Raw genomic sequence first — 26,625 nt, forward strand, 5'->3', positions numbered from 1 at the left:
TTAATCGCAATTGAACGAGTAAAATAGCCAAATGCATCGCCCCACAGCGATAAAAATAGGTATGCAATAATGAAATACACAGATAATTTGGAGTCAAGATGGCAAAAGTAGCATTATTAGTAGGCACAACATTAGGCGGTTCAGAATATGTTGCCGATGAAATGGCGGCTAAACTTGCTGAGTTAAACCATCAAACAGAGGTCTTTATTGATCCCAATATAGATGAATTAGCAGATTTTTCAGTGTGGATTCTTGTCTGTTCTACTCATGGAGCAGGCGATCTGCCCGACAATATAGTACCGTTTCATAAGCAATTAATGATCGAAATGCCCGATCTTAACCATATAAAGTTCGCTTTATGTGCAATTGGTGACTCTAGTTACGATACTTTCTGCCAAGGACCAGAAAAAATAACCTCACTACTTTTACAATATGGATCTAAGCCTATTGTGGATAAGATCCAAATAGACGTCCAACGAGATCCAATACCTGAAGAACCTGCTCTAGCGTGGTTATTGCAATGGCAACATCTTATCTAAGCATATATAGGTCAGATCATTTTCTGCATAAATCATGATCAACCCACAGATTAGATCATACTTATCCACAATATGTTACTTCTTAGTATAACTTTGTGGATAAGCTATTATTTTTAGCGATCATAACTCTGTACTATTCACAGTCCGATCTGCTCAATGATCACCCTTGTGGATAACTACCCGATCTATCCCCATGTTATCTTGAGTTTGATCGCGATCAGATCACAGGTTAGTTTTAACTTTACCATATGATTTTAAAACAAAATTAAAGTTATCAACAGAAAAGTCCGATCCTAATAATAAACATAATAAAAAGATCTATATAAAGATCTTAAGATCTATTAAGCAAACCGCATCTTGATCAATCAGTGAAAAATGATCGTTCACGTTCAGACAAGCAAGTGCTAAAATGATCCAATCGAAAAAAGATTAAATTCGAATTTAACTTTCTTAGCTATCAAAGGTCAGATAATGCATTTTCATGAACGGTTTGATGTAATTGTTGTTGGTGGTGGTCATGCCGGAACTGAAGCAGCACTTGCAGCTGCAAGAATGGGCTCAAAAACATTATTGTTGACCCATAACATCGACACACTTGGGCAAATGTCTTGTAATCCTGCTATTGGAGGAATTGGCAAAGGGCATTTGGTAAAAGAAATTGATGCCTTAGGTGGCGCAATGGCAACAGCCACTGACTTTGCAGGTATTCAATTTAGAACGTTAAATTCCAGTAAAGGCCCAGCAGTTCGTGCTACACGAGCCCAGGCAGACAGAGCGTTATATCGTCAAAAAATCCAGCATATTTTACAAAATCAACCTAATTTACGTATTTTCCAACAAGCTGTTGATGACCTAGTTGTTGAAAATAATAAAGTTGTTGGTGTAGTAACACAAATGGGTTTGGCTTTCGAAGCACCAGCAATTGTATTAACAACGGGTACTTTCTTAAGCGGTAAAATCCATATTGGTATGCAAAATTACAGTGGTGGTCGCGCAGGTGATCCACCGGCAATTGCATTAGCAAATCGTTTACGAGAATTAAATATCCGTGTTGGCCGTTTAAAAACCGGAACCCCACCACGTATTGATGCTAATACCATTGATTTTTCACAAATGACCGAGCAAAAAGGTGACACACCATTACCTGTAATGTCATTTATTGGTGATGTAAGTCAGCATCCAAGACAAGTTTCTTGTTTTATCACTCATACCAATGAGAAAACCCACGACATTATCCGTGGAGGACTAGATCGAAGCCCTATGTATTCAGGTGTTATAGAAGGGATCGGACCACGTTATTGCCCATCTATTGAAGACAAAATCCACCGTTTTGCAGACAAATCGTCGCATCAAATATTTATTGAGCCTGAAGGGCTAAGCACTAATGAAATTTATCCAAACGGCATCTCAACCAGTTTGCCATTTGATGTACAGTTAAATTTAGTTCGTTCAATAAAAGGCATGGAAAACGCTGAAATTATGCGTCCTGGCTATGCCATAGAATACGATTATTTTGATCCACGCGATCTTAAAAACTCATTAGAGACCAAAGCCATTGAAGGACTGTTTTTTGCTGGTCAAATTAACGGAACAACAGGTTATGAAGAAGCCGGAGCACAAGGATTACTTGCAGGGATGAATGCATCATTGCAAGTACAAGGCAAAACTGCTTGGTGTCCTCGTCGTGATGAAGCTTATCTAGGTGTTTTAGTTGACGATTTATCTACATTAGGTACAAAAGAACCGTACCGCATGTTTACTAGTCGTGCAGAATACCGTTTATTACTTCGTGAAGATAATGCTGATTTACGCTTAACAGAAAAAGGCCGTGAACTTGGATTAGTTGATGATAATCGCTGGGAATCATTTATTATCAAAAGAGAATCGATTGAATTAGAACTTCAGCGTTTACGCAGCCAATGGGTTCACCCTAATTCAGCTTTACTGGGCGTACTTAATCCAGAATTAAATACTCCTATTTCACGTGAAGCATCATTTGAAGATTTATTACGTCGTCCAGAAATGGACTATGCAAAATTGATGTCATTAGAGGGTTTTGGTCCTGGACTCGAAGATAATCAAGCTGCTGAACAAGTACAAATTCAAGTTAAATACTCGGGTTATATACAACGTCAACAGGAAGAAATTGATAAAGCTATCCGCCATGAAAATTCATTATTACCATTAGATCTGGATTATCAAGAAGTGCCGGGGTTATCAAATGAAGTGATTGCCAAATTAAATAGCCATAAACCTGATACAGTAGGACAAGCATCGCGGATCTCTGGAATTACTCCAGCTGCGATATCAATCCTGTTAGTACATATGAAAAAACGCGGTTTATTGCGAAAAATAGCATAAATTTAGCTCTTTTTTCAAATCAATAACACGAGGGAAGTCATAAGACTTCCCTTAGTGCTTCTACGGCTTCATAATAACTGCCGTCTTTATCATGCAACCTACGAGGCTTTCTGTGTTATCTGCCCAACTAAAAACCTATTTAGCTGAAATGAAAATGTCAGCCACTGAATTACAACAAAAACAATTAGTGGGTTTTGTTGAAATGCTCGATAAATGGAATAAGGCTTATAACCTCACTTCGGTTCGCGATCCTGAGCAAATGTTAATTCGTCATGTTATGGACAGTTTGACTGTTTCTCCTTACCTTGAAGGGCCACGTTTTATCGATGTAGGTACAGGTCCTGGATTACCAGGGATCCCATTAGCTATTATGAATCCAGATAAAGAGTTTGTACTACTTGATAGTTTAGGGAAACGGATCCGTTTTCAAAAGCAGGTTCAGTTCGAATTAAAAATTAAAAACATTACTTCAGTTGAAAGTCGTGTTGAAGCATATGAGCCAGAGATTAAATTTGATGGTGTGTTAAGTCGCGCATTTGCATCAATACAAGATATGCTTAGTTGGTGTCACCATTTGCCGACTGAAAAAGGCACTTTTTATGCGTTAAAAGGCCAGTTAAATCAACAAGAATTACAAGAGATACCAGCAGGTTTTTCGTTGGTAGAAACCATTGTATTGCATGTACCAAAGTTAGATGAACAGCGACATTTATTAAAAATTGCTAAGCAATAAAGCATATTTCATTTGCTAATTAAGCTAACCGGACATCAATAATTATTCAGATAGGATGACATTGTGGGTAAAATCATTGCCGTAGCCAATCAGAAAGGTGGCGTTGGAAAAACAACAACTTGCGTTAATCTCGCCGCATCACTTGCCGCCACAAAGCGTAAAGTATTATTGGTCGATTTAGATCCTCAAGGCAATGCAACAATGGGTAGTGGAGTCGACAAATATGATGTAGACAACACAGCTTATGATTTATTGGTCGAAGAAAAACCGTTTGCTGATATTGTTATTAAAAATACTATTGGTAAATACGATTTGATCGCAAGTAACGGTGATGTCACCGCTGCTGAAATTAAATTGATGGAGTTTTATGCCCGTGAGATCCGCTTACGTAACGCATTGGCGCCGATCAAAGATGATTACGATTTTATTTTTATTGACTGTCCACCATCGCTCAATATGTTAACTGTCAATGCAATGTCTGCTGCCGATTCTGTACTTGTGCCAATGCAATGCGAATATTATGCATTAGAAGGCTTAACTGCATTAATTGACACTATTACTAAACTCAGTGCCATGGTTAATCCAACATTAAGCATCGAAGGTATTTTGCGTACAATGTACGATCCGCGTAATCGTTTATCTAATGATGTATCGGATCAACTCAAACAGCATTTTGGTGAAAAAGTGTATCGTACGGTCATACCGCGAAATGTTCGTTTAGCTGAAGCACCTAGTTTTGGTGCCCCTGCCATGTATTACGACAAATCAAGTGCTGGAGCTAAAGCCTATTTAGCCTTAGCAGGTGAAATAATCCGCCGAGCAGAACAGCTAACTCAACCCAAACAAGCGTAGGATACAAAAATGACGTTAAAAAAACGCGGTTTAGGTAAAGGCTTGGATGCCTTATTAAGCCACAGTAATGCCGCTAGTCGTAAAAATGCTCAAGCAGAAGAACAACAAACAACAAAACAAAGCGACTTAATTTACCTTGAGCTTGATTTATTACAGCCAGGTAAATATCAACCCCGTAAAGATATGTCGCCTGAAGCATTAGAAGAACTTGCGGAATCTATTCGTGCTCAAGGTGTTATACAACCAATTGTTATCCGAAAAATTTCTGAAACTAATTATGAAATCATCGCGGGTGAACGTCGTTGGCGTGCGGCTCAATTAGCTAAACTTAATAACGTCCCGTGTATTGTTAAGCAAGTTGCCGACGATGCTGCAGTTGCCATTGCTCTCATTGAGAATATTCAACGTGAAGATTTAAATGCAATGGAAGAAGCTATAGCATTACAACGATTACTTGAAGAATTTGAGTTAACTCATCAACAAGTGGCTGATGCTGTAGGAAAATCACGTGTTAGTGTGTCAAATTTATTACGTTTGAATAGTCTAAATGAGCCTGTTAAACGTTTGTTGGAAAATGGTGATATCGACATGGGCCATGCCCGTGCACTATTAGCGTTAGAGGGTGATGAGCAGACTAATTTGGCTCGATTAGTGGCTTCAAAAGAAATGACTGTTCGAGAAACTGAACGATTAGTCAACAAAGCCTTGAATCCGGCTAAAGAGGCCGAAACACCAGCTAAAGATCATGATGTTAGCCGTTTAGAACAAGAGTTAATTGAAAGACTCGGTGCCAAGGTTGCGATTAATCATGGCAGTAAAGGTAAAGGCAAAATTGTAATAAATTACCAGAATCTTGCTGAATTAGACGGAATTTTGAGTAAAATTCGATGAAATATGAATTAAAGCAATTTCATTAGTAAGTTTGTGACATAGCTCTTATTTTCGTTTTTGATTATTTAGCGCTAAATCGTGTGCATAATCGTTGTTTTGCTATCATCAAAGTTGCAAACAAAGCGCGAAAAGGTATACTTTGCAGGCTTTTTGAATCTTAAGGCTAGTTTAATATATTAAATTTAACATTAAGACCGCGAAAGGCATTAATGCGGAGAGATGAAGTTGAGTAATGTTTTAGCGCGTCGTGGCAGGTTAGCAGCCTATAAATTAGTGCTGGTACAAGCGGCAGTCGCGAGTATTATTTCAATATTTTTTTTCGTTATGTGGGGAGCACAGTATGGTCTATCTGCACTTGCAGGTGGAGTTATCGCTGTACTTCCTAATTTTGTATTCGCAACCCTAGCTTTTTCACATAGTGGAGCAAGCTCAGCAGCAAAAGTGATTAAAAGCTTTTACTGGGGGGAAGCGGTAAAGATGCTATTAACCATTGCATTGTTTTCGTTAGTGTTTATCAATTTAAAAGTCGGATTCATGCCACTTTTTAGCTGTTATTCGTTAGCGCTAGTAGTACATTGGATAGCACCTTTATATTTCAAGCAAAGTTAAGTGGGATGAATCATGTCTGCAACTGGTGAAGCGTTAACACAGCAGAGCTATATCCAACATCACCTTACCAATTTAACTGTTGGTGAAGGGTTTTGGACTTGGAACATTGATTCATTGTTCTTTTCGGTTGGGCTTGGAATGTTGTTCTTATGGCTGTTTTACAGTGCCGGCAAAAAAGCGACAACTGGTGTTCCTGGCAAATTTCAATGTTTTGTCGAGATCATTGTTGAGTTCGTTGATAGCAGCGTGAAAGAAACTTTTCACGGTCGCAATCCTGTTATTGCACCTTTAGCGTTGACAATTTTTGTGTGGATTTTCATGATGAACTTCATGGATATGCTCCCTGTAGATTGGTTGCCTTGGGCAGCTAGTTTCATAGGTATACCATACCTAAAAGTTGTTCCAACTACCGACGTTAACATTACCTTCAGCTTAGCTCTTGGTGTGTTTGTGCTGATTATTTACTACAGCATTAAAGTCAAAGGTGTTTCAGGTTTTGTTAAAGAGTTAACACTTCAACCTTTTAACCATTGGGCAATGATACCCGTCAACTTATTATTAGAAACAGTGACTCTAGTTGCGAAGCCTATTTCATTGGCTCTACGACTATTTGGTAACTTGTACGCTGGTGAGTTGATATTTATCCTTATTGCATTGATGTACGGTTCTAATGTGGCGTTATCTGCTCTAGGTGTAGGATTACAACTAGGTTGGTTAATATTCCATATTTTAATTATTACTTTACAAGCATTTATTTTCATGATGTTGACCATTGTTTATTTAAGCATGGCTCATGAAGATCATTAAGGGTAACCGAAAATTTTTTGACCTAAATCATTAATAACAAAGATTTAGAATATTGGAGATAGATATGGAAACTGTATTAGGAATGACGGCTATTGCTGTTGCTCTACTTATTGGTATGGGTGCATTAGGAACAGCTATCGGTTTCGGCCTTTTAGGTGGAAAGTTTTTGGAAGGTGCTGCTCGTCAGCCAGAAATGGCTCCTATGTTACAAGTTAAAATGTTCATCGTAGCGGGTCTATTAGACGCCGTAACTATGATCGGTGTAGGTATTGCGCTATTTATGCTATTTACTAACCCATTGGGTGCAATGCTTTAATTAATGCTTCTGTCTTTAATCTAACTAGGAGGCTGTTGTGAATTTCAACGCTACCCTATTCGGTCAGACGGTTGCCTTTATTCTCTTCGTGTGGTTTTGCATGAAGTTTGTATGGCCTCCGTTGATGAATGCCATCGAAGAACGCCAGAAGAAAATTGCTGATGGTCTGGCAGATGCCGGCCGTGCAGCAAAAGATCTAGAGTTAGCACAAATTAAAGCTACTGAGCATATTAAAGATGCGAAAGTTACTTCCAACGAAATTATTGAGCAAGCTAATAAGCGTAAGGCTCAAATCGTTGAAGAAGCAAAAGCTGAAGCACAAACTGAGCGAGCTAAAATAGTCGCACAGGGTCAGGCAGAAATTGAAAACGAACGAAATCGTATGAAAGATGATTTGCGCAAGCAAGTTGCTTCTTTAGCCATTATTGGTGCAGAGAAAATTCTAGAACGTGCGATTGATCCAGAAGCCCACAGTGACATTGTTAATAAACTTGTTGCTGAAATTTGATTAAGGGAGTTGAGTTATGGCTGAATTAAGCACCATCGCTCGCCCTTACGCAAAGGCAGCTTTTGATTTTGCTGTTGAGCATAAAGCAGTAGAAAGTTGGACAGAAATGTTAACTTTCGCTTCATTGGTAAGTGAAAACGAATCAATAAAGCCACTGCTTAATGGTACTTTAGCGAGTACTGAACTTGCCTCACTATTTATAAAAGTATGTGGTGAGCAAGTCAATGAGCAAGGTCAAAACCTGATAAAGGTAATGGCTGAAAACGGTCGTTTAGGGATACTGTCAACAGTATCGCTACTTTTTGCTGAATACCGTAATGAGTGGACAAAAGAAGTTGAAGCCGATGTGGTTTCTGCTACTGAGTTAAGCTCTGAGCAACAGCAGCAAATTAGTGTTTCTCTAGAGAAACGTCTCGCACGCAAAGTTAAGCTGAATTGCAGCATCGATGCATCGCTTATTGGCGGTGTAATTATTAAATCAGGCGACCTAGTCATTGATGGCTCGGTAAGCGGTAAATTATCGCGTTTGTCTGATAAGCTGCAGTCGTAATTGGGAGTTTGAGCATGCAACTGAATTCCACTGAAATCAGCGATCTGATTAAGCAGCGGATCGAGCAGTTCGACGTCGTTAGTGAAGCTCGCAACGAAGGTACAATCGTTGCAGTAAGTGACGGCATCATTCGCATTAACGGCCTTGCCGATGTAATGCAAGGTGAAATGATCGAACTGCCTGGTGGCTGTTTTGCAATCGCGTTGAACTTAGAACGTGATTCTGTCGGCGCCGTAGTAATGGGACCTTACGCTAATTTAGCTGAAGGTGATAAAGTAAGAACCACTGGTCGTATTCTTGAAGTACCAGTGGGTCGTGGTCTACTTGGCCGCGTTGTTAACACTCTAGGTGAGCCTATTGATGGAAAAGGACCTATCGACAACGATGGTTTCTCTCCTGTTGAAGTGATTGCACCAGGTGTTATTGAACGTAAATCAGTAGATCAACCAATTCAAACTGGTTATAAAGCCGTTGATGCCATGATCCCTATTGGTCGTGGTCAACGTGAATTGATTATTGGTGACCGTCAGACTGGTAAAACAGCGATGGCCATTGATGCAATTATCAACCAGAAAGATTCAGGCATTAAGTGTGTCTATGTAGCTATTGGTCAGAAAGCTTCTACCATCGCTAACGTAGTACGCAAGCTTGAAGAACATGGTGCATTATCTAACACTATTGTTGTTGTTGCCTCAGCTTCTGAAGCTGCAGCACTGCAATATTTAGCACCATATTCTGGTTGTTCTATGGGTGAATACTTCCGTGATCGCGGTGAAGATTCTTTAATCGTATATGATGATTTGTCTAAGCAAGCAGTTGCTTACCGTCAAATTTCATTACTATTGAAGCGTCCACCAGGACGTGAAGCATACCCAGGTGACGTATTCTATCTACATTCTCGTTTATTAGAGCGTGCTTCACGCGTAAACGTAAATTATGTAGAAAAATTCACTAAAGGTGCAGTAACAGGTCAAACCGGTTCGTTAACGGCTTTACCTATTATTGAAACCCAAGCTGGTGATGTATCAGCGTTCGTACCGACCAACGTAATTTCTATTACAGATGGTCAGATCTTCCTTGAGACAGACTTGTTTAACTCGGGCTTACGTCCAGCTGTTAACCCAGGTATTTCTGTTTCTCGTGTTGGTGGTGCTGCGCAGACAAAGATTATCAAGAAACTGTCTGGCGGTATTCGTACTGCACTTGCACAGTATCGAGAGCTTGCTGCTTTCTCACAGTTCGCATCTGATTTAGATGATGAAACACGTGCTCAACTTGAGCATGGTGAGCGTGTAACCGAATTAATGAAGCAAAAGCAATATGCTCCTATGAGCGTTGCTGCCCAGGCTGTGTCTATTTTCGCAGCTGAAAAAGGCTACCTTAAAGGTGTTGCTTTAAATGAAGTCGGTCGCTTTGAGGCCGCTCTGCTTTCATACATGAACAGTCAACATGCTGACCTAATAAACACCATCAATGCTAGCGGCGATTATAACGCTGATATTGAAGGTGAGTTAAAGGCGGGCATGGACAAGTTCATTGAAACCCAAACCTGGTAATAATGAACACGGGGTGTCATTAGGCACCTCTGGTCCCAGATTGGAGAGTAGAGATGACCAGCGCTAAAGAGATTAAAACTAAGATCGCGAGTGTTAAAAATACTCAGAAGATCACTTCTGCTATGGAAATGGTAGCCGCTAGCAAAATGCGCAAAGCGCAGGAACGCATGGCAGCGAGCCGTCCATATGCTGAAAATATGCGTAAGTTGATCGGTCACGTAGCGCAAGGTACTCTCGAGTATAAACACCCCTATTTAGAGGTGAGAGATGCCAAGCGGGTTGGTTATATTGTTGTAGCAACCGACCGTGGTCTTTGTGGTGGTTTGAACGTCAACCTCTTTAAAAAGGTTGTGTCAGACGTTAAAAAATGGAAAGAACAGGGCGCCGATATTGAGTTTTGCCCAATTGGTGCCCGTTCTGTTCAGTTTTTTAAAAGCTTTGGTGGTGAAATATCCGCCCATGCATCAGGTTTAGGCGATGCGCCAAAACTTGCTGATTTAATTGGCACGGTACGTGTCATGTTAAAAGCTTACAACGAAGGTACACTGGATCGTCTGTACATTGTGTTTAACAAGTTTGTTAATACTATGAGCCAGACTCCTGTGATCGAACAGCTGCTACCTTTACCTAAGTCAGATGAAGAAGTAGCGAGTTACCCTTGGGATTATATTTACGAGCCTGATCCAAAAGAAGTTTTGGATTTACTGTTAACTCGTTATATAGAGTCTCAAGTGTATCAAGGTGTTGTTGAAAATATTGCCTCTGAACAGGCTGCCCGTATGGTAGCAATGAAAGCGGCAACAGATAACGCTGGCGAAATGATCGATGATCTGCAACTCGTCTATAACAAGGCCCGTCAGGCTGCGATTACGCAAGAACTGTCGGAAATTGTATCAGGCGCTGCAGCGGTTTAGGTTAGGTAACGAAATCAAGTTTAGAGGATTAATCATGAGCACAGGTACTGTTGTCCAAGTAATTGGCGCGGTTGTGGACGTAGAGTTTCCACAAGATTCTGTACCTCGAGTATATGACGCTCTGAAGATCACTGGCGAAGGCGCCTGCAATGGTTTGGTGCTGGAAGTTCAGCAGCAACTAGGTGGTGGTGTAGTTCGTACCATCGCTATGGGTTCTTCTGATGGTCTGCGTCGTGGTCTAGAGGTAGCAAACTCAGGTTCACCAATTTCTGTTCCGGTAGGGGTTAAGACCCTTGGCCGTATTATGAACGTATTGGGCGAGCCAATTGATGAAGCGGGTCCAATCGGTGAAGAAGAACGATATGAAATTCACCGTGCAGCTCCTTCATATGAAGATCAGTCAAATTCAACCGAGCTATTAGAGACAGGTATCAAGGTTATCGACCTTGTTTGTCCTTTCGCTAAAGGTGGTAAAGTTGGTCTGTTCGGTGGTGCTGGTGTTGGTAAAACAGTTAACATGATGGAACTGATTAACAACATCGCTAAAGCCCACTCTGGTCTTTCTGTTTTCGCTGGTGTTGGTGAGCGTACTCGTGAGGGTAACGACTTCTACTACGAGATGGAAGATTCAGGCGTATTAGACAAAGTAGCCATGGTTTATGGTCAGATGAACGAGCCTCCGGGAAACCGTTTACGCGTAGCGTTAACTGGCCTGAGTATCGCTGAAAAGTTCCGTGACGAAGGTCGTGACGTATTGTTGTTCGTGGACAACATTTACCGTTACACCCTAGCTGGTACTGAAGTATCTGCACTATTAGGTCGTATGCCTTCTGCAGTAGGTTATCAGCCAACACTAGCTGAAGAGATGGGTGTTCTTCAAGAACGTATCACTTCAACTAAGTCTGGTTCGATTACTTCTGTACAAGCAGTATATGTACCCGCGGATGACTTGACTGATCCGTCACCAGCAACAACCTTCGCTCACTTAGATGCGACTGTTGTATTGTCTCGTCAAATTGCTTCTTTGGGTATTTACCCAGCGGTTGACCCATTGGATTCGACTTCACGTCAGTTAGATCCACAGGTTGTTGGCCAAGAACATTATGATGTTGCAAACGGTGTACAAACTGTATTACAGCGTTATAAAGAGCTGAAAGACATTATTGCTATTTTGGGTATGGATGAATTGTCAGATGATGACAAAACCATGGTATTCAGAGCACGTAAGATTGAGCGTTTCTTGTCTCAGCCTTTCTTCGTAGCAGAAGTCTTTACTGGTTCTCCAGGTAAGTACGTTTCTCTTAAAGACACTATTCGTGGCTTTAAGGGTATCTTGGATGGTGAGTTCGATCACATCCCTGAGCAAGCGTTCTACATGGTTGGCTCAATCGATGAAGCTGTCGAAAAAGCTAACAAAAAGAAATAACTAGGCCGTAAAGCTTAGTTCTTTAAGGAGAACTTGATGGCAGCCAAAACAGTCCAACTTGATATTGTTAGTGCAGAAAATAGCATCTACCACGGCCAAGTTAGCTTTTTAGAAGTTACTGGTGCTGAAGGTGAGTTAGGTATTATGCCTAACCATGTTGCGTTACTGACAAAAATCAAGCCTGGTATGGCGCGCTTTATCAAGCAAGATGGCAGTGAAGAAGTGTTGTATCTATCAGGTGGTTTACTTGAAGTGCAACCGACTGCAATTTCAGTGCTTGCTGATGTAGCATTACGTGCCGATGATATTGATGAGAAAGCTGCTTTAGCAGCCAAAGAACATGCTGAGCAAGCAATTGCTAACGCGGGATCTGACTTCAATTATGAAGCTGCAGTAATCGAGTTAGCCAAGTCTATGGCTCAATTACGTGTTGTTGAATGCATCAAAAAAAATATCACCAGATAATCTGATTATTTGACGCTTAAAAGGCGACTCTTTATGAGTCGCCTTTTTTATTGGTTAAATCTCCAGCTGTGTTTTCCCTTTGGTTGATATTCCGTTAAAATGTCAGCAAATCTCTATCGGTTCATTAAAGGAATGCTCAATGTCGTTAAATGTTGTGATTTTAGCTGCAGGTAAAGGAACTCGGATGCGCTCAGATCTGCCTAAAGTGCTGCATCCCATCGCCCACAAAAGTATGGTTCAGCATGTTATCGACACTGCTAATTCACTTGGTTCGCAAGCTATTCAATTAGTATATGGCTATGGGGCTGATAAATTACAAACGGCTTTAGGTGAACAACCATTAAATTGGGTATTACAAGCTGAACAACTGGGTACTGGCCATGCGGTTGCTCAAGCAAACCCGAACATTAACGACGATGATACAGTATTAATTCTTTATGGTGATGTACCACTTATTCAGCAATCAACTCTAAAGGAATTATTGGCAGTACGCCCAGCTAATGGTCTTGCAGTATTGACGGTGAATTTGCCCAACCCTACTGGTTACGGTCGTATCGTACGTGAGCAGGGTCGCGTAGTTGGAATTATTGAACAAAAAGATGCCAACGATGAACAGTTAGCCATTAATGAAGTAAATACTGGCATTATGGCTGTACCAGGTAAGCAGTTAAAAGAATGGTTAAATCGTCTATCTAATAACAATGCTCAAGGCGAATACTATTTAACTGACATTATTGCTATGGCTAATGCCGATGGTGTAGAAATTACCACCTCACAACCACAATCAAACATTGAAGTTGAAGGGGCTAATAACCGTGTTCAACTTGCGCAGTTAGAACGAGCTTACCAAATCCTCCAAGCAGAAAAACTCATGTTAGATGGGGCTAATTTACGTGATCCTGCTCGTATTGATATTCGCGGCGACGTGACGGTTGGTATGGATGTGATGATTGATGTTAACGTTATTTTTCAAGGTAAAGTGACCTTAGGCAATAACGTCATAATTGGTGCTGGTGCGATTTTGATTGATTGTGATATTGCCGATAATGCCGAAATTAAACCTTATACTATTGTTGAAGGCGCTAAGCTTGGACAAGCTGCCAGTGCTGGGCCTTTTGCTCGTTTACGCCCTGGAGCAGAGCTTAAAGAAGACGCTCATATTGGCAACTTTGTAGAAATTAAAAAGAGTGTATTAGGTAAAGGTTCTAAAGCAGGCCACTTGGCTTATTTAGGCGATGCTGTTATTGGTGCAGGCGTTAATATAGGTGCAGGTACTATTACCTGTAACTACGACGGTGCTAATAAGTTTATTACTACCATTGAAGATGGCGTATTCGTCGGTAGTGATACTCAGTTAATTGCACCTGTTACCATAGGCAAAAATGCTACTTTAGGTGCTGGTTCAACTATCACCAAAGATGTTGCTGAAAATGAACTGGTGATCACTCGTGTTAAACAGCGCCATATTACCGGTTGGCAGCGTCCAGTAAAAATTAAAAAGTAAATTCAGATTTAATTAAAAACTAAAAACGTCAAAAGCCTCTGCTTATCACAGAGGTTTTTTTATGCTTTTATTTCAAATTCAGGTCATAAAAACTAGATAAAGTTTCATTTGGTGCTAAAATATCTTTCGTTTTGAAACTTATGTGAAAGATATTAAGCTTAATGACTAAACGTAATACCCAACAACGTCGCCATTCGATCATTAAATTGGTTAATGAGCAAGGTGAAGTCAGTGTCGATGAGCTGGCTAATTTATTTGCCACTTCAGAAGTCACTATTCGCAAAGACTTAGCCATGCTTGAAACCCATGGGCTATTGTTACGACGTTATGGCGGGGCTGTTCCTGTTCCTCAAGAAATGACTCAAATTACCAATGAGAAACTGTCTTTAAACAAGCAAGCGATTGCTGCTAAAGCTGCTGAGCTTATTCGTGATCATAACCGAATTATTATTGATAGCGGCAGTACTACTTCTGGTCTTGTGCAGCAACTTAATGATAAGCGCGATTTAGTGGTGATGACTAATTCATTGCAACTGGCAAACGCCATTCATGAACTTGAAAATGAGCCGACATTATTGATGACCGGTGGCACCTGGGACCCTCACTCAGAGTCTTTTCAGGGCCAGGTAGCAGAGCAAGTATTACGTTCATATAATTTCGATCAATTATTTATCGGTGCAGATGGCATCGATTTGGATCGTGGTACCACCACATTTAACGAACTAACCGGCCTAAGCAAAGTGATGGCTGAAATGTCTCGTGAAGTCGTAGTGCTATTAGAGTCGACTAAAATTGGCCGACGGATCCCTAATCTAGAATTACCTTGGGATGTGGTTAATGTCTTAGTTACCGACGACAACATCACTCAAGAATCCGTTAACACTATTTCAGCACATGGTGTAAGAGTCATACTCGCGCCATACGCTAAGTAAACAAAATTAAATTGAAACAGTAAAGGAAACTAACATGTGTGGAATCGTAGGCGCTGTGGCGCAAAGGGATGTTGCAGAAATTTTAGTAGAAGGCTTACGTCGTCTTGAATACCGTGGTTATGACTCTGCGGGTATTGCAGTCATCAATAATGGAGAATTAGCTCGAACTCGCCGAGTCGGTAAAGTTCAAGAGTTGTCTTTAGCACTAAATACCACACCACTCGCTGGCGGCACAGGTATTGCTCATACTCGTTGGGCTACTCATGGTGAACCTAATGAGCGCAATGCACACCCTCATTTATCTGAAGGCGATATCGCGGTTGTTCACAACGGTATTATTGAAAATCACAATAAACTACGCGAAATGCTAAAAGGCTTAGGTTATGTATTTGCATCAGACACCGATACTGAGGTTATTTGCCATCTAGTCCATCATGAGTTAAAAACCGCAGCCAGCTTATTAGCTGCAGTACAAGCGACAGTTAAACAGCTTGAAGGTGCCTATGGCACAGTGGTTATTGACCGTCGTGATAGTGATCGTATGGTGGTTGCTCGAAGCGGTAGCCCATTAGTTATTGGTTATGGCTTGGGTGAAAACTTTGTTGCATCAGACCAATTAGCATTGTTACCCGTCACTCGTTCATTCGCATTTTTAGAAGAAGGCGACGTAGCTGAAATCACTCGTCGTGAAGTTAACATTTTTGATGTTAATGGCAACGCTGTTAAGCGTGAAAAGAAAGAGTCTGAAGTTGTACATGATGCAGGTGACAAAGGTGAATACCGTCACTACATGCTGAAAGAAATTTATGAGCAACCTACTGCCATAGCACATACTTTAGAAGGTCGTATTGCTGGTGGTAAGGTATTAGATTCTGCCTTTGGTGAAAAAGCATCTGAATTGCTAAAAGATATTAAACATGTGCAGATAATTGCCTGTGGTACCAGTTATCATGCCGGTATGGCTGCTCGCTATTGGTTAGAAGATTGGGCTGGTGTCTCGTGTAACGTCGAAATAGCATCTGAGTTCCGTTACCGCAAGTCGCATCTGTTCCCAAATAGCTTGTTAGTCACTATTTCACAGTCTGGTGAAACCGCTGACACTTTAGCGGCTATGCGCCTTGCAAAAGAAATGGGCTACAAAGCCACATTAACCATCTGTAATTCAGCTGGTTCATCATTAGTACGTGAATCTGACATGGCTTATATGATGAAAGCTGGCGTAGAAATTGGTGTTGCGTCAACTAAAGCCTTTACCGTGCAACTTGCTGGTTTATTAATGTTAACAACGGCTATTGGTCGTCATAACGGCATGACAACTGAAATGGAAGCTGCGATTACTCAAAGCCTTTTATCAATGCCTGCAAAAGTTGAACAAGCATTAGGTTTAGACGATGCTATTGCTGAAATAGCAGAAGATTTTGCCGACAAACAGCATGCGTTATTTTTAGGCCGTGGTGATCAATATCCAATTGCCATGGAAGGAGCACTAAAGTTAAAAGAAATTTCATATATTCATGCTGAAGCTTACGCATCCGGTGAGTTAAAGCACGGTCCATTAGCGTTAATTGATGCTGATATGCCAGTCATCGTGGTTGCACCAAATAATGAATTACTCGAAAAGCTAAAATCAAACGTTGAAGAAGTTCGTGCTCGTGGTGGATTAATGTATGTATTTGCAGATGTTGACGCTGAGTTTGAGTCAGACGACACCATGAAAGTTATCCAAGTACCACATTGTGATGAATTTATGGCACCGTTGATCTACACCATTCCATTACAGTTATTGTCGTACCATGTGGCATTAATTAAAGGTACCGACGTAGACCAACCGCGTAACTTGGCTAAGTCTGTAACGGTAGAGTAAGTTTTATTTTTTAATAAAAAAGTGTGGGAGTTAAATAGAGTTCGAAACTAGTCATAAAGATAGCTACTAACTGAAAAGTTAGAAACTAAACAAGTTCGCTACTGTGAAATGTTCGAAACTAAAAAAAAGCGACAGACTCATTGAGTGGTCGCTTTTTTTTTAAGATAAAAAGTTATGTTAATACAATCTCATGGGTAGTTAAACTCCAGGACAATAGCGTTTGTAACGCAAAACTATTTACCCGGTTTATGTTTATGAGTATCTAAACTAGGATGTTTAGACTTGTTCTCAGGGGTAACACTACGTCTTTGATCTGTTTTACCTGTAGATTCAGCTTTTGGCTTAGGGCCTGGTTTTATGCTCATTCCGCTCACCTTATTGATAAATTTATATAGGCTATTATTTTAAGGTGTGTAGTTTGTTGCTTCGCATTTAGGGCAAGGAGGAAGTGTATCGGAGTTATCATCTAAAATGACTTTTTGTCCACATTTTGTGCATGTATAAACACCTTTCCCTGGTTTTTCGCCTGTGCTCAACATAAATATATCTCCTTGAATCCTATATTGGGTCAAAAAAAGAACAATGCAAGAGTTATTTTTAAGCAGATTCTTAATAGAAATCATTCCAATGATTATGCATTAAGGGCATCATCATATTTCGTTTGATACTAAACTTTGTTAAAACGTTTTTGCCCCATTCCTTACTAGGGATGCCAATTCGCCGATTTCAACTTACTGAATAATTTTCAGTCTATTCGGGTAATAAAGGTTTGCTCGTCATCCACAAAAGCTACAAAGCCGCCGTGATAGATAAATACCCGACCATGCCCTTCAACTATGCAGGCAAGCTGCGGGTTCAAATCTTCTTCGTTACCCTGTCTTTCATATGTGCCGATATCGGTGATTACGCCGCTGAGAGTAGGCAAATATCTATAAGTTAGCTTTGCTTGATCAACGAGGTTCAATTCGCTGGCGGTAGAGAAGCAAGAGGGTATCGTACCGGCGTCTTCGATAAACATAGTTTTCAGTTCTTCAAAAGCTGTGATCACTAGCCAGTCGATGCCGTTAACATGATGGATAAACATTGAGTTTCTCGGTAATTCTGATGCGGAGATTTTAACATTATCAGGGGCAGAACGTAGTAGAGATTTAGTAATTCTGTGCAATTTATGTGTCAGCAAGGTACATTATGGAAAAGGCTGTACGAAAAATAACTACCGCAAAAAAACGAATTCCTATAGCATCTTATGTTGAGTAAACGTTACCGATTATATGGATGTGGCATCGGCCAAGTTAACAAGCGATTTATGCCTTGCAAACAACGCATAAACACTTGAACGTTTTATTTGAAATAAGGTTCATCACTAATTTATGAATGTAGAGCTGCCATCAGGAGCAATAGAGAACTTCAGGAGTCATTTGCTAAGTGGTTTCTCTTCTATGAAACTAGCTTATAAATTATACGCTGATGAAGCGATCTCTCGAGATAATGATTTTGCGGTTTCATTTGATGATTTTTTTCATGATTGGGCTCAGTCAAATTGGGAATTACTTGTCGAACGCGTTGTATGCTCACCACAGGAAAGTCTAGTGGTTTATGGTCGTGGGAGCGACTATGAAGTAGAAGCTCATAGCCGTGTTTTCTTTCAAAAGTTAAAGCCAACGCATGAGGTAATATGTCTAGCTAAAGAATCGGCAATAGATTTTCTTACTGGTGCGTCTATAAACCTATCAAAATTTGATTTCGATGGTTTTGTTTCGGTTGAGGGTGGGCTATATAGTATCGATTGTCCACTTGACCATATTCTCTTCAGCGAAAAAGATAGTACGTTTGATTATAAAATAGTAATTATACCTATTGACCAAATAAAGTGGAGCGCGAAGGCTATTGAAATATAATAAAAAGCTAATCTCAGATTCTATTCCCATACTGTTCCCAACACCAATAGCCTTTTTTAGAACTTTGGCTCTAGCACGCTTTTGTCCAGGTACGATTTAGAGTGGCCACTCTAAGCAGTTATTGCCCCTTTATTCGTTAAAGTGTAGTAAATGCACATTCACATGCTGTTAATGTGCATTTGTCATACTAGTTATCTGAACTCAGCTCCCGACGAATTAATGCATCTCAGTGTCGTATCGAGATTATTACGCTTTTTATAATCCGTAATCTTTCCGTACAAGTTGAATGTGTTCAATGTTTGAACTATAATCTCTGTCGTTACGGAATATGTCCGTACACTGGAGGAGTTATGGCAACAGCACGTTTAGATATCCGTCTTGATGAAGAGATAAAAGCGAAAGCAGAAAAGGCATCAGCATTGCTTGGTCTGAAAAGTTTAACTGAATATGTAGTTAGGCTTATGGACGAAGATGCAACAAACGTAATTGAGAACCACGAAGGTATCGTGGTTCAAGATAGTGTCTTTGACGCATTTATGGCTGCTTGTAACAAAGCAAAATCGCCAAATCAAGCTTTGTTGAATGCTGCAAAATTCACAGATGAGAGCGGTATCAAGTGAGTTGGGGTAAAGAGTTCGTAGAACTTAGTAAATCATATCACGACCGCAACTCATTCGACTGTGGTGAGCAAGAGCTAAATACATTTATCAAAACTCAAGCAGCAAAGCATATGGAAGCAGGTATTAGTCGAACAATGATTCTCCCTAGTGCTCAGCCATTGCTTAATCAGAAGTTTGCAATATGTGCATTTTACAGTGTTGCGCCTAGCTCAATCAATCGAGAAACCTTACCAGAGCAACTAGCAAAGAAACTTCCTCGATACCCAATTCCAGTGTTTCTTTTAGCTCAGTTAGCTGTGCATAAGGAATTTCACGGCTCTGGGCTAGGAAAAGTCAGTTTAATCCGTGCTCTGAAGTACCTTTGGGAAGTTAACCACCATATGAGGGCTTATGCTATTGTCGTGGACTGTCTCACTGATCCAGCACAGGCATTCTATACAAAATTTGGCTTTGAAGTATTGTGTGAACATAATGGACGCATTCGCATGTTTCTACCAATGAAAACGATAGAAAGACTTTTTAACCAATGAGTTAATAATTAGGCAGTGCTTAATCCTGTTAGCTCAAAAATGTCCAAAAGTGAGAGGGAAAATGATCAAGCTTTATTATCAAAAAACGACATTCGTTCTCAAATTAATTATCAAAGTTTTGGGTTGTTACCGTTGATGATGACATAAATTTTTATCAAACTTTAATATGGTCGTTCAAAGGCTTCTTTAGAAGCCTTTTTGTTGTCCTATTTTTGATTATGATACAAATGAAATAAGACATCCCATTGAAATATTATTAAATTTTCGATTTTAGTTATGAACCATTAAAAATGACAACATACTATGACAAAGTTATTAAAGGATGATTGATTTAACTTAAATGTGCTGGTAAGCTACTGAAAATATTAAATTTTGTGTTAACTAAGGATATTTAGAGTATTTGTCGATATTCTGCTAATATCCAGTTAATTATTTATCAATAACAAGGAAGGTTTTTAATGGATTATTTTGTAGGCGCATTAAAAAAGTATGCTGACTTCACTGGTCGGGCGCGAAGAAAAGAATATTGGATGTTTATACTTATTTATACCATTATCAATGTAATTTTGGCCGTGCTTGGTTTAGATACCATTTCAGCGATAGTGAGTCTCGGATTATTAGTTCCAAGTCTTAGTATTGCAGCTAGAAGGCTGCATGACACTGGTCGTTCTGGATGGTGGCAATTAATACTATTAATTCCAATTATTGGTTTAATTGTTCTGATTGTTTTCTTAGCTCAAGACAGCCATGGTACGAATGATTACGGCGTTAACCCTAAATTAGGTGTCCCAACATAAAATCGAGCAAGATATTGTGGTGATGCTAATAACAGTTAAGTTGTCTTGAACACGTTTAAATTGTGTGGCTGATATTATTAGCACTATAATTCATAGAGCTTGCAGCGATTTTTAATCAACAAAAAGGGAACAAATATTGTTCCCTTTTTACTATCTGTTATTTGTTAATTTACCAAACCCTAGCAACCAAACCTTTGAGGTAATAACCTTCAGGGAATGCGCTGCTAATGGGATGATCGCTGGCTTGGTGCATACGCTCAATAAACTGAACTTCACGTTTTGCATCTAGTGCAGCATCGGCAACCACTTTTTGGAATAGGTCAGACTGCATTAAGCCTGAACACGAGAACGTTAGTAATATTCCGCCGGGATTCATCAATTGCATCGCAATCATATTGATGTCTTTATAGCCACGACATGCGCCATCTAACTGTGATTTATTATCAGCAAATTTAGGTGGGTCTAGTACGATAACATCGAAGGTTTTACCCTCATCTCGGTACTGGCGTAACAATTTGAACACATCGGCTTCGTTATAGTTCACGTGGTCATCATTAAAGTTGTTAATGGCCATGTTATCTCGAGCAGTTTGTAGAGCAAGCGCTGATACATCAACGTTTTCAATACTAGCCGCCCCCGCTTTAGCTGCATATAAACCAAATGTTCCTGTATAACAAAAACAGTTAAGTACCGATTTACCTTTAACGAAACGAGCTGCCATGGCGCGGTTATCTCGTTGATCCAGATAGAATCCTGTTTTATGGCCTTTAACAACATCGACGGCAATCTTAATACCGTTCTCTTCGATAATGATAGGCATTGGAGGCAACTCTCCGTGGAGTAATCCTACAACTGGAGTTAGACCCTCTTTCTTTCTTGAGTCTACATCTGAACGCTCATAGACAGCGCAGTCTGGATACTGAAGTACCAGTTGCTCAACAATCGTGTCGCGCCACTTTTCAGCTCCAGTACTTAATAGTTGGCAAACGAATACGTTGGCATAACGGTCTATGGTTATACCAGGTAAACCGTCCGATTCTGCCGCGATTAAACGATAACCCGTTAGACCCTGTTCGCGGATAAGATTACCGCGTCCTGCTTGGGCTCTTTTTAACCGTCTGGCAAAAAAATCAGCATCGATGGTTTCTTCTTTGTCGAAGGTCCATATCCTCACTTGAATTTGAGATTCTGGCGACCAGGCACCGCGTCCGAGCCAATGTCCGTCATGTGCCACGACTTCAACCGTGTCGCCAGCTTGCGGTTTTCCGCCATTGACGTTATGAATACCGTTGGAAAATATCCAAGGGTGGCGTCGCTCTAATGAACGTTCGCGGCCAGGTTTAAGTTTAATTCTGATAGCCATGGTATTGCCTAATGTAAAATGTAAAGGGGACTAATATTCACGTCGCAGTCGTTAAAAGGTGATTGTAAGCCTTTATTTCGACTTAGTTAGAGGTATGCATGCCATCAATTAATTGTTTGTTTCAAAAAATCGGGATGACGAATGGAGATCATAGCCTTTTTTTAGCTTAAAAACCTGACAAATAATTAAATGATTGGCTTGGTGTTAGATTGTTATCATCATAATCAATAACAAATGGGGAAGATCAGCATATTATTTAGTTCTAACATGATGGCTGTGACTGCTGTTTATCAAGCCATTAATTTTGGGATCACTCGAAGCCCAAACTTAGCTGATAACTTTGTTTATGACTAATTATCAGCTTTAGACTGCGTTTATTTAATGTGCCTAAAATGTACATTAAATAGGGATTAACGGCTTGTTTGTGGTATTAATACGGGCCAATATTCTTAAGTGGCTTTTTGTATTGGTAAAAAACATTCTGATAATAGTTTTACTGACACTAATTTCATTTTCTAACGCTCAAACAACTCAACTGTATTTGTTAATTTACCAGCAAGAGAATTGAGTTCTAAACCTGCTTCACTAATTTGATGATTACCAACAGATACCGTTTCACCTAATAACCTAAAATCTTGCACTTTAAGCTTAACTGTATGCGCTTGCTGCTGTGAAGCTTGCGCTAGCATGGCAGACTCTTGACTGACGGTGGCGAGTGATAGAATGAGTTGGCGGCTCTGTTCAAGAGTTAACACTAATTGATTTGCTAATGATACTGAGTGTTGTGCTTTTTGTTGGTTTGAAGCCATATTATCGACTGCAGATTGAATTGAATCGACAATATTGGCGAGCATTGTATTTATTTCTACAGTTGAATTATGTGTGCGTAAGGCTAGCGTTCTAACCTCATCAGCAACTACCGCAAAACCTCTTCCTGTTTCACCGGCTCTAGCCGCTTCAATGGCTGCGTTCAATGACAATAAATTAGTTTGAGAGGCAATATCGGCAATGGTTTTTACCACAGTTGCCACTTGTTTACCTGAATTTTGCAGTGTTAGTAGCATGCTGGCAGTCGTTTCAATGTCTTGAGCCAGTACGCTAATGCTTTCTGCTGTTTGTTTAACTTCTTTTTGCCCTTCAACCATGCTCTGCGCACCCTGTTGAGCAGAATCTGATGCACTTTGAGAGTGTTCTACACTTTGTTCCATTTGTTGTTCAAGCTGCGACATTACATCTACTAAGCTCACAATGGTGTATTGAAGTTCATCAACAGAGGCTGATGATTTTTCAGTGGTATTGCTCAGTTGAGCTACTGTTTGGCTAATACTGGCAATCGCGTCGTGTACATCATTCATACCTAGGCGGAATACATTAATTAAACCGTTAACGCTGGTGGCAACATTACCAATTTCAATAATACATTCATCTGATAATTTTGCTTTTAGATTACGATTTTGAGCAATACTAGTCAGATCGTTTGATAGTTGTTGTATAGGGTTAGCAATTTGTTTTTGAGCGGCTAAGAAAGCACCTATTGCTACTAGTACCATTAATCCCACGAGTACATATATCAGTAAGGTATTGTCGCCAAGTTCTTTTTGAATGTTTATAGCATTTTGATTGGCTTGGTTTGATATATCTTGCGCTAGTGTATCTAGGCGATCTTTTAATTCATTGGCGCTATTGTTTAGACTACTTAACTGCTCGCGGGCATTATCCCAATCAACTGACGATTTGCTCATAGTGGTTTCAAGTGCCGACAAAGCAGTATTTAATGCATCTATTTGTGGCATTAACTGTGTCGATGTGACGTCACTTAATTGTTGGTACTGTTTGTTCAGACTTTGGGTTAATGTGTTTTTTTGTTCGCTAAATTCATCAACACTAATCGTTGTGCCATAAAGTGAATACCCCATTAATACTAATTCTTTGGCATGGCTTTGCACTTTGGTAATGCTATTAAGTGCGGGTAATGTCCCATCAATAAATCCGGCGACTTCATTCTTAACGGTTTGATTGCTACTGCTTAGTAAGCCTGCCGCAACTAAGGTCATTATCAAAATGGCGGCATATCCCAATAGAATACGAGCTTTGATAGTATTAAAAGCATTAAGCATGGGTAATTACCTTACATTTTTTGTCAGAATGAATAAGACCGGATAAAAATAGTTTTCTATTCAAGTTATTTTATTGTATTCATTATAGATGTTAGCTGAACATTAGCTTGAATCAATATATCGGCATTTTTAATGATTTCTTTAAGCAAAAGAACAACCATCCAATAGAAAATCTATTTTTTACCAGAAAAATTAAGCATTGTTAGCTTTATTATTAAAAAGGGGAACTTTTAGTAAGAATCAATCGCTTCTAATAATTTTATTTTTAAATGGATTATTAAGATTAATTTCGTCAATATTTTTAGTTATTTGAAAATAAGTGTTGGCAAGAGTAGTGAGGACTAGCTTATGGAGTAAGTGTCATCGCGTCTTATCATGACAGTAACTATACATTGGTTAGCGATTAAACTCCCAGTTGGTTACTGACGTTAACCTATGATGTGTTTATTTGCTATAGCGTTAAGTTTCTTCATATAACCTAAAGACGTGCGTTTTATGTTGCTCGGTCATGATATTTACGTATTTAGCTATTCTAGTTACTCGCAAACGGTGGCTAGTGAGTTCCAAGGCCAATACGTATTAGGTTGTACAAGTTTTGCTGCTTATAATGTTGCTATCGTTAAATTCGCATTGTGTGACTGCAAGCATATGTTAGTTAGTCGTTAGATTCAGGTCATCAATGTGGCCATGATCTTAGCGTTCAAACTATACTGACACTGTTGTTATCTCAGTTTGCTGCATTTTTTTTAGCTCAATGTTTTTCCACACTTTGTCATGGAAGTAAAACACTACGGTATTAACTGCTGGCTCAAGCAGGGCTATGGTGCCACCGATAATAATACTACCGGTTAGTAAGTAAGTAATCGTAAATGCGACACTAAAATGTAAAATGGCAAAGCTAATAGTCTTTTTCATGGTGGACCCCTATTTGATTTATATAAATGATAACAGTTATCATTATCATGTAAAGAGGGTTGGTTAGATTATTGTAAATGAAAATATCGATTAAGATTTTTTTCCTAATTATAAAAACAGTAAAAGCCCTTTAAAAGGGCCTTTATGTTAGCGAATAATATGAATCAATTCAGGCTAGTAATGCCAAGGGAAACGAGAAAAGTCTTGATCTCGTTTTTCTAAAAATGCATCTCGGCCTTCTTGAGCTTCTTCACTAGCATAGGCTAGGCGTGTTGCTTCACCGGCAAACAGTTGTTGGCCCACTAAGCCATCATCAGCCATATTAAAGCCATATTTAAGCATACGCATGGCTGTGGGTGATTTAGAGTTAATCTCTTTGGCCCAAACTAATGCTTCTGTTTCCAATTCAGCATGTGGAATGGCACGGTTTACCATACCCATATTAAATGCCTCTTCTGCAGAGTAATTAAACCCAAGAAAGAAGATTTCGCGGGCACGTTTTTGGCCGATCATCTTAGCTAAGTAAGCACTACCATAACCCGAATCAAAACTGCCTACATCTGGGTCGGTTTGCTTGAAAACAGCATGTTCTTTAGAGGCTAATGTTAAATCACAAACCACATGCAAACTATGGCCACCACCAACCGCCCAACCGGGTACTACAGCAATCACCACTTTAGGCATAAAACGAATCAAACGCTGCACTTCTAATATATGCAAACGCCCCATACGAGCAACATCGGGCTTACCGTCTTCAGCCCCCTCGTATTTATAACCATCTTTACCACGAATTCGTTGATCACCACCTGCGCAGAATGAGTATTGACCTTTTGCTGATGGACCATTACCTGTCAAAAGTACACAGCCAACATCAGACCATTGTCTAGCGTGGTCTAAAGCCATAAAGAGCTCATCTACTGTTTTTGGACGGAATGAATTAAGGCAATCAGGGCGATTTATGGCGATACGGACAGTACCTTGAGATTTTGCGCGATGATAAGTGATGTCTTCAAAGTTGAATCCTTCGACAACATCCCATAAGCTAGGATCAAAGATGTCAGATACCGATTCAGTTTGTGTTTGTGTCATAAAAAAGCTAGCCCCTGTTGTAAATATTACACAAAGGCTAGGCTTATTTGATACTTAGGTCAATTTGTTACCAAAAAATAGTTAACGAACTCAGATCTTATCGCAAATAAATTGTAAGTTATCTTTGGTAAACACAGGGTGACGAGCACTACTATGACAGTATTGGTTTTTAAACTCGCTAATAGCTTCATTACTAGTAAATACACCATCTAGTTCGCGGATCTCAATGGTCGACAAACGATCATCAATTTCTGTTTTTATTTGTGGTATGTGTTTATCAACTCGGATAATTTTGGTACCCGTCATCGAATCAAGTTTTCTATCTGCCTTATTAAACATACTTTTAATATCATTAATTGGCTTATCAAGTTTATCTGTTTCAGTCGCGAAGTAATAAATACCCCCCGCGATTATTGCTAAAATAATCCAGCCTCTCATTTTTCTATCCAATAATGTGTTATTACCTATA

At 39.7% G+C, this 26,625-nt stretch carries 29 protein-coding genes; 21 read left to right on the forward strand and 8 right to left on the reverse strand.

What is annotated here, in order from left to right:
* Positions 1-98 precede the first annotated feature (98 nt).
* The 17 genes from mioC to glmS all read left to right on the forward strand — a co-directional run bounded on the left by mioC (position 99) and on the right by glmS (position 16,827).
* Positions 99-539 carry an FMN-binding protein MioC gene (gene mioC / locus FCN25_RS09555; RefSeq protein WP_137224122.1) on the forward strand — a complete coding sequence of 147 codons (441 nt, stop codon included), beginning with the start codon at positions 99-101 and terminating at the stop codon, positions 537-539.
* Positions 540-1,010: 471 nt separating this feature from the next.
* Entirely contained in the window at positions 1,011-2,900 is a 1,890-nt protein-coding gene (gene mnmG, locus FCN25_RS09560) for a tRNA uridine-5-carboxymethylaminomethyl(34) synthesis enzyme MnmG (protein ID WP_137224124.1), read from the forward strand.
* 112 nt (positions 2,901-3,012) lie between these two features.
* A complete protein-coding gene (gene rsmG / locus FCN25_RS09565; protein WP_137224126.1) occupies positions 3,013-3,633 on the forward strand; it encodes a 16S rRNA (guanine(527)-N(7))-methyltransferase RsmG in 621 nt (206 codons plus the stop codon).
* 63 nt (positions 3,634-3,696) lie between these two features.
* Complete coding sequence (locus FCN25_RS09570) at positions 3,697-4,485, forward strand: ParA family protein (RefSeq protein WP_137224128.1); 789 nt, start codon at positions 3,697-3,699, stop codon at positions 4,483-4,485.
* Between the two features lie 9 nt (positions 4,486-4,494).
* Positions 4,495-5,376: a ParB/RepB/Spo0J family partition protein gene (locus FCN25_RS09575; RefSeq protein WP_137224130.1), complete on the forward strand. Its 882-nt coding sequence runs from the start codon at positions 4,495-4,497 to the stop codon at positions 5,374-5,376.
* A gap of 225 nt (positions 5,377-5,601) precedes the next feature.
* Entirely contained in the window at positions 5,602-5,985 is a 384-nt protein-coding gene (locus FCN25_RS09580) for an ATP synthase subunit I (protein ID WP_137224132.1), read from the forward strand.
* 12 nt (positions 5,986-5,997) lie between these two features.
* Entirely contained in the window at positions 5,998-6,792 is a 795-nt protein-coding gene (gene atpB, locus FCN25_RS09585; protein ID WP_137224134.1) for a F0F1 ATP synthase subunit A, read from the forward strand.
* Positions 6,793-6,856: 64 nt separating this feature from the next.
* Positions 6,857-7,108 carry a F0F1 ATP synthase subunit C gene (gene atpE, locus FCN25_RS09590; RefSeq protein WP_011639455.1) on the forward strand — a complete coding sequence of 84 codons (252 nt, stop codon included), beginning with the start codon at positions 6,857-6,859 and terminating at the stop codon, positions 7,106-7,108.
* A 37-nt stretch (positions 7,109-7,145) separates the two neighbouring features.
* Positions 7,146-7,616, forward strand: coding sequence for a F0F1 ATP synthase subunit B (gene atpF / locus FCN25_RS09595; RefSeq protein ID WP_137224136.1), 471 nt, complete (start codon positions 7,146-7,148; stop codon positions 7,614-7,616).
* A 16-nt stretch (positions 7,617-7,632) separates the two neighbouring features.
* Positions 7,633-8,166, forward strand: a complete 534-nt coding sequence (atpH, locus tag FCN25_RS09600; RefSeq protein WP_137224138.1) for a F0F1 ATP synthase subunit delta — start codon at positions 7,633-7,635, stop codon at positions 8,164-8,166.
* A 14-nt stretch (positions 8,167-8,180) separates the two neighbouring features.
* Positions 8,181-9,722, forward strand: coding sequence for a F0F1 ATP synthase subunit alpha (gene atpA, locus FCN25_RS09605; RefSeq protein ID WP_137224140.1), 1,542 nt, complete (start codon positions 8,181-8,183; stop codon positions 9,720-9,722).
* A gap of 53 nt (positions 9,723-9,775) precedes the next feature.
* Complete coding sequence (gene atpG / locus FCN25_RS09610) at positions 9,776-10,636, forward strand: F0F1 ATP synthase subunit gamma (protein WP_137224142.1); 861 nt, start codon at positions 9,776-9,778, stop codon at positions 10,634-10,636.
* 34 nt (positions 10,637-10,670) lie between these two features.
* Positions 10,671-12,062 carry a F0F1 ATP synthase subunit beta gene (atpD, locus tag FCN25_RS09615; RefSeq protein WP_137224144.1) on the forward strand — a complete coding sequence of 464 codons (1,392 nt, stop codon included), beginning with the start codon at positions 10,671-10,673 and terminating at the stop codon, positions 12,060-12,062.
* 36 nt (positions 12,063-12,098) lie between these two features.
* Positions 12,099-12,527, forward strand: a complete 429-nt coding sequence (locus FCN25_RS09620; RefSeq protein ID WP_137224146.1) for a F0F1 ATP synthase subunit epsilon — start codon at positions 12,099-12,101, stop codon at positions 12,525-12,527.
* A gap of 139 nt (positions 12,528-12,666) precedes the next feature.
* The gene (gene glmU, locus FCN25_RS09625) at positions 12,667-14,031 is read left to right on the forward strand and encodes a bifunctional UDP-N-acetylglucosamine diphosphorylase/glucosamine-1-phosphate N-acetyltransferase GlmU (RefSeq protein ID WP_137224148.1); all 1,365 of its coding nucleotides are present in this window, start codon (positions 12,667-12,669) and stop codon (positions 14,029-14,031) included.
* Between the two features lie 161 nt (positions 14,032-14,192).
* Positions 14,193-14,963 (forward strand): DeoR/GlpR family DNA-binding transcription regulator, encoded by a 771-nt coding sequence (locus FCN25_RS09630; RefSeq protein ID WP_137224150.1) that lies wholly within the window; start codon positions 14,193-14,195, stop codon positions 14,961-14,963.
* 34 nt (positions 14,964-14,997) lie between these two features.
* The gene (gene glmS / locus FCN25_RS09635) at positions 14,998-16,827 is read left to right on the forward strand and encodes a glutamine--fructose-6-phosphate transaminase (isomerizing) (RefSeq protein WP_137224152.1); all 1,830 of its coding nucleotides are present in this window, start codon (positions 14,998-15,000) and stop codon (positions 16,825-16,827) included.
* A gap of 233 nt (positions 16,828-17,060) precedes the next feature.
* Here glmS and FCN25_RS21250 read toward each other — a convergent pair whose 3' ends face one another.
* The 3 genes from FCN25_RS21250 to FCN25_RS09645 form a co-directional block, all read right to left on the reverse strand.
* The gene (locus tag FCN25_RS21250; protein WP_257984938.1) at positions 17,061-17,192 is read right to left on the reverse strand and encodes a hypothetical protein; all 132 of its coding nucleotides are present in this window, start codon (positions 17,190-17,192) and stop codon (positions 17,061-17,063) included.
* A gap of 39 nt (positions 17,193-17,231) precedes the next feature.
* Positions 17,232-17,450 (reverse strand): hypothetical protein, encoded by a 219-nt coding sequence (locus tag FCN25_RS21330; protein ID WP_368074081.1) that lies wholly within the window; start codon positions 17,448-17,450, stop codon positions 17,232-17,234.
* Positions 17,451-17,572: 122 nt separating this feature from the next.
* Positions 17,573-17,911 (reverse strand): cytosolic protein, encoded by a 339-nt coding sequence (locus tag FCN25_RS09645; RefSeq protein WP_137224156.1) that lies wholly within the window; start codon positions 17,909-17,911, stop codon positions 17,573-17,575.
* 286 nt (positions 17,912-18,197) lie between these two features.
* On the opposite strand from FCN25_RS09645, the gene FCN25_RS09650 reads away from it, so the two are divergent.
* The 4 genes from FCN25_RS09650 to FCN25_RS09665 all read left to right on the forward strand — a co-directional run bounded on the left by FCN25_RS09650 (position 18,198) and on the right by FCN25_RS09665 (position 20,672).
* A complete protein-coding gene (locus tag FCN25_RS09650; protein WP_137224158.1) occupies positions 18,198-18,725 on the forward strand; it encodes a hypothetical protein in 528 nt (175 codons plus the stop codon).
* Positions 18,726-19,075: 350 nt separating this feature from the next.
* On the forward strand, positions 19,076-19,345 hold the full coding sequence (locus FCN25_RS09655; RefSeq protein ID WP_137224160.1) for a DUF1778 domain-containing protein: 270 nt from the start codon (positions 19,076-19,078) through the stop codon (positions 19,343-19,345).
* Positions 19,342-19,875, forward strand: a complete 534-nt coding sequence (locus FCN25_RS09660; RefSeq protein ID WP_137224162.1) for a GNAT family N-acetyltransferase — start codon at positions 19,342-19,344, stop codon at positions 19,873-19,875. Before FCN25_RS09655 ends, FCN25_RS09660 begins: the two co-directional genes overlap by 4 nt.
* Positions 19,876-20,333: 458 nt before the next feature.
* On the forward strand, positions 20,334-20,672 hold the full coding sequence (locus tag FCN25_RS09665; protein ID WP_137224163.1) for a DUF805 domain-containing protein: 339 nt from the start codon (positions 20,334-20,336) through the stop codon (positions 20,670-20,672).
* Between the two features lie 169 nt (positions 20,673-20,841).
* Here the strand turns inward: FCN25_RS09665 and FCN25_RS09670 are convergent, their stop codons facing one another.
* The 5 genes from FCN25_RS09670 to FCN25_RS09690 form a co-directional block, all read right to left on the reverse strand.
* Positions 20,842-22,035 (reverse strand): class I SAM-dependent rRNA methyltransferase, encoded by a 1,194-nt coding sequence (locus FCN25_RS09670; protein ID WP_137224165.1) that lies wholly within the window; start codon positions 22,033-22,035, stop codon positions 20,842-20,844.
* 515 nt (positions 22,036-22,550) lie between these two features.
* Complete coding sequence (locus FCN25_RS09675) at positions 22,551-24,152, reverse strand: methyl-accepting chemotaxis protein (protein WP_137224167.1); 1,602 nt, start codon at positions 24,150-24,152, stop codon at positions 22,551-22,553.
* Positions 24,153-24,857: 705 nt separating this feature from the next.
* Positions 24,858-25,067, reverse strand: a complete 210-nt coding sequence (locus FCN25_RS09680; RefSeq protein ID WP_137224169.1) for a DUF2061 domain-containing protein — start codon at positions 25,065-25,067, stop codon at positions 24,858-24,860.
* Between the two features lie 174 nt (positions 25,068-25,241).
* Positions 25,242-26,156: a 1,4-dihydroxy-2-naphthoyl-CoA synthase gene (locus tag FCN25_RS09685; RefSeq protein WP_137224171.1), complete on the reverse strand. Its 915-nt coding sequence runs from the start codon at positions 26,154-26,156 to the stop codon at positions 25,242-25,244.
* A gap of 90 nt (positions 26,157-26,246) precedes the next feature.
* Positions 26,247-26,594 carry a hypothetical protein gene (locus FCN25_RS09690; RefSeq protein ID WP_137224173.1) on the reverse strand — a complete coding sequence of 116 codons (348 nt, stop codon included), beginning with the start codon at positions 26,592-26,594 and terminating at the stop codon, positions 26,247-26,249.
* Positions 26,595-26,625 lie beyond the last annotated feature (31 nt).

Origin of the sequence: Shewanella sp. MEBiC00475 (genome assembly GCF_005234075.1) — a bacterium.
Taxonomy (GTDB): Bacteria; Pseudomonadota; Gammaproteobacteria; order Enterobacterales; family Shewanellaceae; genus Shewanella; species Shewanella polaris.